Origin of the sequence: Streptomyces sp. Z423-1 (assembly GCF_013009255.1) — a bacterium.
Taxonomy (GTDB): Bacteria; Actinomycetota; Actinomycetes; order Streptomycetales; family Streptomycetaceae; genus Streptomyces; species Streptomyces gossypiisoli.
In genome coordinates this window covers 8,413,379-8,425,166 of sequence record NZ_CP053109.1, presented here as the reverse complement: position 1 = coordinate 8,425,166, position 11,788 = coordinate 8,413,379, and the positions used below count along the sequence as shown (strand labels likewise).

The 11,788-nt window shown below is 69.0% G+C and carries 10 protein-coding genes and 2 pseudogenes; 5 read left to right on the top strand and 7 right to left on the bottom strand.

What is annotated here, in order from left to right; genetic code table 11:
- Positions 1-277: 277 nt before the first annotated feature.
- Both HJD23_RS38450 and HJD23_RS44415 read left to right on the top strand, forming a co-directional pair.
- Positions 278-636 (top strand): annotated as a pseudogene (locus tag HJD23_RS38450) (sugar hydrolase); the annotation flags it as partial.
- Positions 637-916: 280 nt separating this feature from the next.
- A pseudogene (locus tag HJD23_RS44415) lies at positions 917-1,207 on the top strand (PAS sensor protein); the annotation flags it as partial.
- A 99-nt stretch (positions 1,208-1,306) separates the two neighbouring features.
- Here the strand turns inward: HJD23_RS44415 and HJD23_RS38445 are convergent.
- The 3 genes from HJD23_RS38445 to HJD23_RS38435 form a co-directional block, all read right to left on the bottom strand.
- Positions 1,307-2,866, bottom strand: coding sequence for an RICIN domain-containing protein (locus tag HJD23_RS38445; protein ID WP_171111350.1), 1,560 nt, complete (start codon positions 2,864-2,866; stop codon positions 1,307-1,309).
- A gap of 82 nt (positions 2,867-2,948) precedes the next feature.
- On the bottom strand, positions 2,949-3,224 hold the full coding sequence (locus HJD23_RS38440; RefSeq protein ID WP_171107602.1) for a hypothetical protein: 276 nt from the start codon (positions 3,222-3,224) through the stop codon (positions 2,949-2,951).
- Positions 3,221-4,039 (bottom strand): phytanoyl-CoA dioxygenase family protein, encoded by an 819-nt coding sequence (locus HJD23_RS38435; RefSeq protein WP_171107600.1) that lies wholly within the window; start codon positions 4,037-4,039, stop codon positions 3,221-3,223. Before HJD23_RS38435 ends, HJD23_RS38440 begins: the two co-directional genes overlap by 4 nt.
- 73 nt (positions 4,040-4,112) lie before the next feature.
- Between HJD23_RS38435 and HJD23_RS38430 the strand changes: the two genes are divergently transcribed.
- Complete coding sequence (locus tag HJD23_RS38430; RefSeq protein WP_171107599.1) at positions 4,113-4,907, top strand: AraC family transcriptional regulator; 795 nt, start codon at positions 4,113-4,115, stop codon at positions 4,905-4,907.
- 357 nt (positions 4,908-5,264) lie between these two features.
- Here the strand turns inward: HJD23_RS38430 and HJD23_RS38425 are convergent, their stop codons facing one another.
- On the bottom strand, positions 5,265-5,687 hold the full coding sequence (locus HJD23_RS38425; RefSeq protein ID WP_171107598.1) for a secondary thiamine-phosphate synthase enzyme YjbQ: 423 nt from the start codon (positions 5,685-5,687) through the stop codon (positions 5,265-5,267).
- Between the two features lie 105 nt (positions 5,688-5,792).
- Between HJD23_RS38425 and HJD23_RS38420 the strand changes: the two genes are divergently transcribed.
- Entirely contained in the window at positions 5,793-6,878 is a 1,086-nt protein-coding gene (locus HJD23_RS38420) for an NAD(P)-binding domain-containing protein (protein WP_171107597.1), read from the top strand.
- Positions 6,879-6,986: 108 nt separating this feature from the next.
- Here HJD23_RS38420 and mltG read toward each other — a convergent pair whose 3' ends face one another.
- Both mltG and HJD23_RS38410 read right to left on the bottom strand, forming a co-directional pair.
- A complete protein-coding gene (mltG, locus tag HJD23_RS38415) occupies positions 6,987-7,838 on the bottom strand; it encodes an endolytic transglycosylase MltG (RefSeq protein WP_171107596.1) in 852 nt (283 codons plus the stop codon).
- A gap of 43 nt (positions 7,839-7,881) precedes the next feature.
- On the bottom strand, positions 7,882-9,684 hold the full coding sequence (locus HJD23_RS38410; protein WP_171107595.1) for an ABC transporter ATP-binding protein: 1,803 nt from the start codon (positions 9,682-9,684) through the stop codon (positions 7,882-7,884).
- A gap of 94 nt (positions 9,685-9,778) precedes the next feature.
- Here HJD23_RS38410 and HJD23_RS38405 point away from each other — a divergent pair, with 94 nt between their 5' ends.
- Positions 9,779-10,231 carry a MarR family transcriptional regulator gene (locus HJD23_RS38405; protein WP_171107594.1) on the top strand — a complete coding sequence of 151 codons (453 nt, stop codon included), beginning with the start codon at positions 9,779-9,781 and terminating at the stop codon, positions 10,229-10,231.
- 81 nt (positions 10,232-10,312) lie between these two features.
- Here the strand turns inward: HJD23_RS38405 and HJD23_RS38400 are convergent, their stop codons facing one another.
- A complete protein-coding gene (locus HJD23_RS38400; RefSeq protein ID WP_171107593.1) occupies positions 10,313-11,677 on the bottom strand; it encodes a cation:dicarboxylase symporter family transporter in 1,365 nt (454 codons plus the stop codon).
- Between the last annotated feature and the right edge of the window lie 111 nt (positions 11,678-11,788).

The window sequence follows — 11,788 nt, the reverse complement described above, 5'->3', positions numbered from 1 at the left end:
GTGTCGTGACTGGAAGTTGGCTGAGCTTGAAGCAGACATCCCATTACTGGGACGTGATGCATAGTCGAAGCGCTTCGATGTTGCTGTGAGGTTAAGTGAACACCCATGGGCGCACAAGGGTTCGCTTCCAAGATTCCTCCGATGCGCCGGAGTGACTTCCTCTATGTCCTGCTTGATCAACGAGGTTGATCTCTCGACACTCCACCGGTGCCCGGCGGCATCGAAGCGCTTCGAAAGCACTTACCGACACTTACCGCTCCACCTCAAGGAAGATCCCATGTGTCCGGTACACAAGCCGCACACACCACCACCCTTCCGCGATCCGCAGCCGCCGTTCGCGAAGCGCATCGACGACCTTCTGTCGCAGCTCTGTCGCAGCTCCCGCTCGACGAGAAGATCGGATTTCTGCGCCAGTTCACGCCCGCCGTCGAGCGCCTGGGCATCGCGGCCTTCCGCACCGGCCAGGAGGCCCTGCACGGCCTCGTCCGGATGGCCAGGCCACCGTCTTGGCCCAGGCGGTCGGCCTCGGCGCGCGACCTGGAACACCGATCTCGTACGACGGGTCGGCGAGTCCGTCTCCAAGGAGACCCGCGCGTGCGCGCCCGCGACGACCGGGTGGGCCTGAACGGCTGGTCCTCGAAGGCACGGTCGGTCGAACTCTTCGTGGGTGACGGTCCGGTACTGGCAGTACGCACGCTCTCCCCGGGTACGGCCGGGCCCCATGACTACGCCACGGTGAGCGCCCCCGTCGTCGGGGGGCCGGTGTCCACGACGTCCGCCTCGGACTGCGTGGCCCGGTGCGGCTCGCGCGCATCGCCTTCTCCGTCTGAGGTCCGCATCGACCCCATGTGCACAGGAGTCGCCGTGGCCGACCGGCTGGGCGGCGGCTCCTGAGCCGCCGCCCGGACCGCCGACCGCCCGCTGCATGGCCACCGGCAGGTCCACGGTCGAGCTCACCGCTGAGCCCGGCCAGGGCGGCGAGTGGGCCTGCGGGCCCGGGCTCGCCGCCGACCCGGCCCACTGGCCACCGGGCAGGCCGGTGATCGACGAGTCCATCGCCGCGGACGGGCTGACCGGCCGGATCACCGTGCCGCTCCGGGCGCGCGGCGCGCTGCTCGGCGTCGTCGCCTTCTCCCGCCTCGACCGGCCCGAGGCCTGCACCGCCGACGACCTGATCCTCGCCGAAGACCTGACCGCCAAGGCAGCCGCCGCCACGGGTGGGGCACTCGGCCCACCACCAACGGCAAGACGATCTGGTGCGCGCGGGCCCTTCCCCGGCGTCCACCGTCGGGCGAGCCGAACGGCGTCACCAGCCTGTCGGCAGACCTGCGATGAACGGGGTGAGCCGGTCGGCGATGAGTCGGTCGTCGCGGGCCGAGTAGTGCCAGTCGCAGCCGAGGAAGTCCAGGCCCGAGTCGTCGAGGAACCAGTAGCGGACCCGGCTGTCGCCGGCGTCGTTGCGCGCCTCGACCACCTGTTGGACATGGCCGGCGTACTGGCCGGCGCCTACCGCCACGATGGTCGTGTCGGCCCCGTAGCGCGCGCGCAGCTTCTGGATGAAGTCGCCGTAGGCGGTACGGTAACCGGCCGCGAGGCTGTCGGAAGTCCACGGCTCACCGGGGTTGATGGCGGTCGAGAAGTCGTTGGTGCCGAGGTTGACCACCACGACCTGGGGGCGCCAGGTGCCCGGGTTCTGCCAGACGTCGCCGGGCACGTTCTGCAGGGCACGGTCGTAGAAGGTCCGGTACGTGACGTCCGGCCGGCCTCCGTTGTAATTGCGGACCATGCCAAGGCCCGAGTAGCCGTTGATCTGGTAGTCGGCGTTCAGTTGCCGGGCGGTGAGGGCGCCGTAGCTCACGTCGGCGTTGGTCGTCCGCTTGACTTGGTCCCAGGTGCAGGTGCGGGAGGTCGAGAGGTTGCCGTAGCCCACCGTGAGGGAGTCGCCGATGAACTCGATCTGGCGGCTGCGGGCGGCCGGTTTGCTCAGTACTGCACCTCCGGGTGCGGCGACGAAACCTCCGAACGTGCTGGTGTCCCCCGGGGTGTCGTTGCGCTTGACGAGCCGGACGGTGTGCGTGCTGTTGGACAGGCCGTTGATCCAGTGCGTGGTGTTGCCGGGCGTGACGAGCGTGGCGACGGTGGATCCGTCGATCTGGACGTCGTAGTCGGCGGCCGAGTCATCGATCACGATGCCCACGCCGGTGCCCCTGACGGTGCCCTCGAAGTACACGCCGGGCCAGCTGTACTGCACCGTGTTCCCGGCGTCCCTGACGCGTCCCGCGGTGTGCACCTGCGCCAGCACTCCCGTCGCGCGGACCAGTTGCCACTGCTGGTTGGCCCCGCCCCAGTCGGTGAACTGCACGACCTTGGCACCGTCCGCGGTGGAGGCGTTCTGCACCTCGACGGCCTTGCCGCTGTTGCGGTTGATCAGCCGGACGTAACCGTCCGACGAGTCGGCCAGCCGGAACTGCTGGTTGGTGCCGTTGGCGTCACCCCACTGCACGATGTCCGCATGGTCGGCCGTGGAGTAACCGGAGACGTCCAGCACCTTGCCGGAGTGCTGCGCCTTCAACCGGTAGTAGCCGCCACCCGAATCGACGAACTGGAACCGCTGGTTGGCCCCGTCGTGGCGACTCCACTGCGACAGGCCCGCCCCATCGGCGGTACTCGCGCCGGACACGTCCAACGCCTTGCCGCTGCCACGGTTCACCAGCACGTACGACGCGTTCGTGTCCACGGTGGCCGCCTGTGCCGTCCCAGCGGCGCCCAACCCGGTCAGCAGCGCCGCCGTCAAGGCGGTCACCGCGGCGAGCACCCCCGTACGCCTCCCGCATCTCCGCCACGGAAACCTGAATGCCGTGTACATGCCCTTCATCGGTGCCTCCTTCACTGAGTGCGTCAGCCCGCTCTCCCGGGGGCGCCCGGAGAGCGGCAGTTCCAGCGCCGGGTCAAGGACGAGAGGTGTCCTCCACCTTCTCGAAGAAGAACTCGTGCTTGAGGAAGGAGACGTCGTACTCGTGACCGGCCTGAGGCGGCAGCAGTTGGGAGGCCTGGAACAGGCGCCACCCGTCGTGCAGCGCGGCAAGCCCTGTGGGGTAGGGCGGCTCGTCGCTGTCCCCGGTCGTCGGACGGGTCCGGCCGGTCCCGTCGTACCGGGACCAGCCGACGACGTCGGAGTCCAGCGCCGACGTCGCGAGATAGAGGACCAGAACCTGCTGCCTCATGCGTGACTCCTCAAGGTCGGCCGGTTACTGACGCGCGTGACCCAGTACTCGACATCGAACGAGTCGTCACCGGTCAGGGCCCGCCACAGCAGGACCCGGTTGTAGATCTCCAGTCGGGCCGTGGCCCACTCGTACCAGGGAAAGTGCGTCTTGAGTTCCGCGGTCACCGCAGGGTCGTGCAGGTCGGAGACGTCCCACAGACGCACCTGCGGCACGGTCGGGTTGAGGCGGAGTTTGTACATGTAGCGACGGCCCGCGGTGTCATTGCGGCGGCCGCTGTGCCAGATGCCGTGGTGCACGAGAACGACCGTGCCCGCCGGGCAGGTCAGACGGGTCTGCCCCTTGAGGTTCTGGACGCGGCCGATGTCCGTCTCGTTGATCCTGCGCAGATGACTCCCGGGCACACTGAGGGTGCCGCCCATCTCGGCGGTCACCTCGTGCGGGTAGTACATGAGCTGGACGTCGAACGCGTCCGGCCGGACGTCGATGATCGCGTCTCCGTGGAGCGGCTGCGCCTGTCCCTCGTGCGGCTCGCGCACATGAACCGCATGGTGGTCGACGGTCGGCTCGGGGCCGACCAGGCTCTCGACAGCGCCTGCGACGACCGGCAGGGCGAGCAGTTCGTGGACGAAGGTGTCCTGTGCGAACGCCCCGTCCAGCGCCGTGCCGTAGGACACTTCCGGCAGGCCCTCGGTCAAGGCCGCGATGGCCCGTTCGTTGATGTCTTGCGGCACCACCCCGTCCAGGCGCAGGAATCCCTGCGCGACGAAGCGCGCCACCTGAACCGATGTCAGGAGTCGTTTGCTGGTTGACATGCGACGAACGTACGTGCCCCGTCCGGCTCGGTCATGGGCTGAAATCGTCCACTGCTGGTAGTTTTCCATCCTCGTGAAGCACGTGACACTACGGCTCGACGAGGCACCCACCGTGGTCGACGCCGGCATCGGGGTCCACGGCGTCTCCACCGCCCACGACGTCTTCCGGCTGCCCGACCTGTGGCAGCTGCACCTCTACAACTACGAGGGTGTTCTGTCCCTCGGGCAGTCCGTCCACCCCATACGCCCCGGCCACGTCAGCCTGGTACCGCCGGACACGGAGGTGCACTTCCACTACCGGGGCAGATCGGAGCACTTCTACGTCCATCTGCGGCTGCACGACCGCGGAACCGCGCGAGTGGTACCGGTGATGCAGGACGCAGCGGCCGAGAGCACACGCCTGGCCGGCCTGCTCCGACACGCCGTTACGGTCATGCCGACTGCTCCCCCGCGCGCCACGGCCGAGGTCTGGACCGCTCTGTGGCGCATCGCCGAGTTGCCACGGGGCGATGGAGCCGGGCCCCGCCACCCCATCGTGGCCGCCGCGCAGGCCCACATCGAGGAACACCTGGCCGGCCCGCTGCCCGTGCCGGACGTCGCTCGCGCCGTCGGAATCTCCCACACACACCTGACGCGCGTGTTCCGTGCCGAAACCGGCCTCACGGTCGTGGCGTACATCCGGCACCGACGCCTGCAACGCGCCCGCCACCTCCTGTTGTCCTCCACCCTGTCCATCACCGCCATCGCCGCGGCCGTGGGCATCGCCGATCTCCAGGCCTTCAACAAGGCCTGCCGCCGCGAACTCGGCGCGAGCCCGCGCGAGGTACGTGCGACTGCCCCTGCGGGGCCGGACGGCCCAGGACCGTAAAGGTGCCGGCAGACAGTTGCCTTCTGTTCCAGCAGGGCGCGTACGAAGCCGGTCCTGCCCGATCCGTTCGACCTGAGCACGCCCAGGAACTCCCCGGCGGACGTCGGGATCGAGACCCTGTCACAGCACATGCTCAGGAGCGTACGGATGACAGTCGAGGCATGCGGATGCAGGACGACGTGATCGATCTTTCCACGGCTACGGCTACGGCCAACCCGTCGCACGGACCCCTCTCATCGCGAAGCCACGGGTCCAGTTTCGGCCCCCGATCATGTTCAGGTCGGTACCGCGCAAGACTTCTCCGTTTCGAACACGCAAGGTACGGAGATTTGGCGGCCGCGCCCAGGACGATCTTGCTCAGCCCAGGAAGCTCAGTCGCACCTGACGGTTGACATTGTCTTTATTGGTGTCCACCAGGCACACCGACTGCCACGTCCCCAGCTCCAGCCGCCCGCCCACCACCGGCAGGGTCGCGTGGGGCGGGACGATCGCCGGGAGGACGTGGTCGCGGCCGTGGCCGGGGCTGCCGTGGCGGTGCTGCCAGCGGTCGTCGGCGGGGAGCAGGGTGTGCAGGGCGGTGAGGAGGTCGTCGTCGCTGCCGGCGCCCGTTTCGATGATGGCGATTCCGGCGGTCGCGTGCGGGACGAAGACGTTGAGCAGGCCGTCGCGGCCCGCGGCCACCTCCCTCAGGAAGGTCTCGCAGTCACGGGTGAGGTCGACGACCGTCTCCTCGGAGCCGGAGGCGACGTGGAGGACTCGGGTGGTGAACGCGTCTGACATGCTTCCCATCCTGGCTCATGCCCGGGGGCCCGTGCCCGAGCGCTCGTCCGGAGAGGGCCTGCGTGAGGCGGGAAGATCCACGGCCTTGGCGCTGTTCGTAGAAGCGTGAACAACGCGCGCGAGGTCGAGGTAGTGGTCATAGGCGCTGGTCAGGCCGGTCTGGCCGGCGCCTATCACCTGCGGCGGACCGGGTTCGAGCCGGACCGTGACTTCGTGGTGCTGGACCACTCCCCCGGCCCGGGCGGCGCCTGGCAGTTCCGGTGGCCCTCGCTGACGTACGGCAAGGTGCACGGAATGCACGCGCTGCCGGGGATGGAGCTGACGGGCGCCGATCCGGCTCGGCCGTCTTCGGAGGTGATCCGGGAGTACTTCGCGGCGTACGAGCGGGAATTCGACCTGCGGGTGCGGCGGCCGGTCGACGTACGGGGGGTTCGGGAGGGCTCGGGCGGGCGGCTGCTCGTCGAGACCTCCGCCGGGGACTGGGCCACGCGGGCGCTGATCAACGCGACCGGGACCTGGGACCGGCCGTTCTGGCCCCGCTATCCGGGCCAGGAGACCTTCCGCGGGCGGCAGTTGCACACCGCGCAGTACCCGGGGCCCGAGGAGTTCGCCGGGCAGCGGGTGGTCGTGGTGGGCGGCGGCGCGTCCGGCACGCAGCATCTGCTGGAGATCGCGCCGTATGCCGCCGCGACCACCTGGGTGACCCGTCGGCCGCCGGTGTTCCGCGAGGGGCCGTTCGACGAGAACGCCGGGCGCGCGGCGGTCGCTCTGGTGGAGGAGCGGGTACGGCAGGGGCTGCCGCCGAAGAGTGTGGTGTCCGTGACGGGGCTGCCGCTGAACGACGCCATTCGGCAGGGGCTGGCGGACGGGGTGCTGGACCGGCAGTCGATGTTCGACCGGATCACTCCGGACGGCGTGGAGTGGAACGACGGACGCCACGTCGACGCCGACGTCATCCTCTGGGCGACCGGCTTCCGGCCCGTCATCGAGCACCTCGCGCCTCTGCGGCTGCGTGAGCTGGGCGGCGGTATCCGGGTGGACGGGACACGTGCGGTCGCCGATCCGCGCGTCCACCTCGTCGGCTACGGTCCGTCGGCCAGCACCATCGGCGCCAACCGGGCAGGACGGGCGGCAGTACGGGACATCAGGCGGCTGCTGGCCGAGGCGGAGGGAGAAGCCGTCGCCGCGTGAGGCGGCGCTGGTATGGGGCCCCAGGCGCCGGTCGCTGCGATTCCGCCGCCGGTACGGGGCACGGGGCAGCCGCGGACGGACACCGACCGGTCGTGATGTCCCGTCGTCTCACCGTGCCGCGGTCTGGCTTCTCTGCCGGGCGTTGAACTCGGCGACGTTGCGCTGGTGTTCGGCGTAGTCGGCCGTGAAGCGTGTGTCGCCCGGCTTGACCGTGACGAAGTACAGCCAGTCGCCCGGGGGTGGGTTGATCGCGGCACGCATCGCCTCCTCGCCGGGGTTGTCGATGGGCGTGGGCGGCAGGCCCATGCGCTGGTACGAGTTGTAGGGGCTGTCGATCCGCGTGTCGCTCAGCGTCGTGGTGAGCGTGTTGCGGTTCAGGGCGTAGTTGAGGGTGGAGTCCATCTGGAGCGGCATGCCCCGCTCCAGCCGGTTGAAGATGACCCGGGCCACCTTCCCCATGTCGGCCTTGGTGGCGGCCTCCGCCTGGACGATGCTGGCGATGGTGACCGCCTGATAGACGTTCATGGCGTTGCGCTGCGCGCCGGCGGCGATCGGCGCCCCGTTGAACTTCTTGTTGGCGGTGTCCACCATCGTCGACAGCAACTGCTCCGGCGTCGCCTTCTCCGGCAGCCGATACGTCGCCGGGTACAGATAGCCCTCCGGGTTGCCCTCGGCGTCGTTCGGCAGTTTGAGCTTGGCTCTGGGGATGGCTTTCTTCGTGCTGCCGGGAGGCAGGGCGAGCGCCTTGTCGACGGCGTCGTAGACCTGGCCGGCGCGCCAGCCCTCCGGGATCACCAGGGTGGCGGGCTTGGCTGCCTCCTCCTCGCCGCCGAGAGTCAGCAGCGGCACCGTCACGGCGGTGCCGGCCACGACGGCTCCGGTCACGATGAGGGCGGCACGGCCTCGGCGCGTCAGGCGAATCGTGCGAGTCGTGTTCCGTGGCGGAGTGTTCATGTGCATGCGGGCACGGTAACCCGCATACCGTCACAATCCCGGCATATCTTCATCTTGTCGGCTCAAGTTGGGCGTCCCGGCGGACCAGTGCCGCGTATCTCCCGTCCCGCTCCAACAGCTCCCGGTGCGTGCCCTGTTCGATGGCACGCCCGGCGTCCAGGACCACGATCTGGTCGGCACCCCGGATGGTGGACAGCCGATGGGCGATGGTGAGCGTCGTCCGGTTGGCCGACAGGGCGTCGATCGCCTGCTGGACGGCATGCTCGGTGCGGGTGTCCAGGGCGCTGGTCGCCTCGTCGAGGATCAGCACGGGCGGGTCGCGCAGGATGGTGCGGGCGATGGCCAGGCGCTGTTTCTCACCGCCGGAGAAGCGGTGGCCGCGCTCGCCGACGACCGTGTCGTAGCCGTCGGGCAGGGCCGCGATGTGGTCGTGGATCTGAGCCGCCCGGGCCGCCGCGTGCAGTTCCTCGTCGGTGGCGTCGGGCTTGGCGAAGCGGAGATTGTCGGCGATCGAGGCGTGGAAGAGGTACGTCTCCTGCGAGACGACGCCGACCGCACGCGCGAGGGTGTCGAAGTCGAGGTCGCGGACGTCGATCCCGTCGAGGGTGACACGGCCGCCCGTGACGTCGTACAGCCGTGGCACGAGGTAGCCCAGTGTGGACTTTCCGGCGCCGGTCGGGCCGACGATCGCGAGGCTGCCGCCGGCCGGGACGGCGAGGTCGATGCCGTCGAGGATCGGGCCGCCCTTGCCGTCGTAACGGAACTCGACGCCCTCGAAGCGGACCTCGCCCTTGACGCGGTCGAGGTGTATCGGCCGCTCGCGTTCGGTGATGTCGACGGGCAGGTCGAGGTACTCGAAGATGCGCTGGAAGAGGGCCAGTGACGTCTGGATCTGGACGCCCGTGCCCAACAGGCTGACGGTCGGCCGGAACAGGCCCTGCTGGAGGGAGACGAAGGCGACGATCGTGCCGATGGAGACGCCGGGGCCGCCGAGGTGGAGAGCGAGGCCGGCGGTCCAGTAGATGACAGCCGGCATGGCGGCCATCACGATCGTGATGACGGCCATCCGCCAGCGGCCGGCCATGTTCGAGCGCACTTCCAGGTCGACCAGCCGGTCGGACTCCTGAGCGAAGGACTTCGTCAGGGACTCGGCTCTGCCCATGGTGCGGCCGAGCAGGATGCCGCTGACCGAGAGCGACTCGGTGACCGTCGCCGCCATCGCGGCCATCTGTTTCTGGCGCTGGGTCGTGATCTTTCTGCGTTCGTCGCCGACCCGGCGGCTGATCCACACGAACACCGGCAGCAGGACCAGCGAGACCACCGTCAGCCGCCAGTCGAGGGCGAGCATCGCGACGACCGTGGCGACGACGCTGGTGAAGTTGGAGACCAGGGAGGTGGCGGTGGACGTGACGGTCGCCTGCATGCCGCCGATGTCGTTGGCGATGCGGGACTGGACCTCGCCGGTGCGGGTGCGGGTGAAGAAGGCGAGCGACATGCGCTGGAGGCGGCCGTAGACCGCCGTGCGCAGGTCATGCATGACGCGTTGGCCGACGGTGGTGGAGATGAGTGTCTGCAGTACGCCGAAGACGCTGGTCAGTACGGCGCTGAGGATCATGCCGAGGGCCAGCAGCGTGAGCAGACCGGTGCGCCCCTGGGGGATCGCGGTGTCGAGGATCGCCTTCAGCAGGAAGGGTGTGGCGACCGAGACGACCGACGAGGCGGCGACCAGCAGGCCCACGACGGCGAGGCGGCCTCTGTAGGGACGGAAGAGTGTCAGAATGCGCCGCACCTGCCGCGGCTGCCCTTTGCTGTCGGCAGGCGGCGTCCAGGCGGGTTCTTGGTCGGGCTTCATGGGCTCCTACGGAAATGAGTCGACGCTGACTGAGTGGAGCATAGCTCATTGTTACCTATACTCACAATGAATGGCGTCCTGATATTGTTCCCGCATGACCACGCCCGATCCCGACGGACTGCTCGCCGAGCAGTTGCTGCGGCTCACCCGCCGGGTGCACCGGATCCAAAAGCGCCATCTCCAGCAGCGCGTCCTCGGCATCACCCCGGCCCAGTCCCGGCTCCTGCGCACCCTCGCGGAGTACGACGCACCGCCCCGCATGGCCGACCTCGCCGGGCGGCTGGAGGTCGTGCCGCGGGCCGTGACCACGCTGGTCGACGGGCTGGAGGCGCACGGCAAGGTGCGCAGGGTGCCCGACCCGACCAACCGCCGGGTGATCCGGATCGAGCTCACGGACGACGGGTACGAGACGCTGCGTGAGCTGCACGGGGCGCGTAGGTCTGCGGCGGAGGAGATTCTGGCGCCGTTGACGGACGTGGAGCGGCGGGTGCTGGGGACGTTGCTGGACAGCTTGGTGGACGGTGGGAGTGGTGAGGGGCAGTGCTGAATCCTTTTGCCCACGCAAAGGACCGCGCGCTGCCGTCGCACGGTGCGGGAGTGGCAGCGCGCGGCCCGTTCCAACCGTTGATCAACCGACCTCGGCAGCAGGCTTCTTGCCGACCTGAACGGCCGTGACCTCGTCGTCGGCCTCCGGCACGAACGCGATCTCCCCGTCCAGCACCTTCTTCGCCCGCACCGCATCCAGTGCCCCCTCCCAGCGGGACACCGCGAAGACGGCGACGCAGTTGCCGAGGAGGTTCGTGGCGACGCGCATCGAGTCCATGATGCGGTCGACGCCGAGCAGCAGAGCGACCGCTCCGGCGGGGATGGCCCCGAGGGACGCGGCCGTCGCGGAGAGCGCGAGGAAGGCGGAACCGGGCACGCCGGCCATGCCCTTGCTGGTCAGCATCAGCACCAGGACCACGGTGATCTGCTGACTGACGCTCAGGTCCACGCCGACCGCCTGGGCGATGAACACCGTGCCGATGGAGAGATAGATCGACGCGCCGTCGAGGTTGAAGGAGTATCCGGTGGGCAGCACCAGGCCCACCGCGTCGTCCCGGCAGCCCGCCTGGCGCAACTTCTGCATCATGCGCGGCATCACGCTCTCGCTGGACGCGGTGCCGAGGGCGAGCAGCATCTCCTCGCGAGTGTAGCGGACGAACTTCCACAGGCTCAGCCCGGTGAGCGACTTCAGCGCGACGGCCAGCAGCACCAGGAACAGGGCAGCCACCGCGTAGCAGAGAATGATCAGTTTGGCGTACGTCCTGATCACACCGAGGCCGTAGTTGCCCACCAGGTGGGCCATCGCGCCGAACACCGCGAGCGGTGCGAGGCGCATCACAAAGCCGACGACCGCGAAGACGACCTGTTGCGCCTGCTCGATCGCGGGGAGGATCGCGGGCACCTTCGTGTGGCCGAGGTGCAGCAGCGCGGCACCCACCAGACAGGCTAGGACGAGCACTTGGAGCAGCGAGTTCTCGGCGAAGGCGCCGACGAAACTCTGCGGCAGGGCACCCAGGATGAACTCCGTCGTCGAGGGCAGCGAACCGCCCTCCGTCTTCTGGTCCACGGCCGAGGCGTCCAGCTGGGACGGGTCGACGTTCATGCCGGAGCCCGGGCCGACGACGTTGGCGGCGACGAGGCCGAGCAACAGTGCGGCGGTGGAGGCGACCTCGAACCAGATCAGGGCCTTGAGCCCGATCCGCCCGAAGGCCTTGAGATCACCGGCCTTGGCGATGCCGACGACGACCACACAGAACACGAGTGGTGCGATGACGGCCTTGATCAGGCGCACGAAACCGTCGCCGAGCGGCTGGAAAGCCGTGGCCGACTCGGGCCACAGCTTCCCGACGACGATGCCGAGCACAAGCGCGCAGGCGACCTGCACGAAGAGAGAGGTACGCAGTATGCGTGCGACGCGTCGCGTCAGGGACGGTGCGGACTGCGGCACGGGCACTCCTGGGTGGAATCGATCGACTCGGAGAAGCCGGTGGGGACTTCTGGGGCCACCGACTTCTGGGATACGGAAAGCAGCTTCCGTCGCCGATCACTCTCAGGGTGT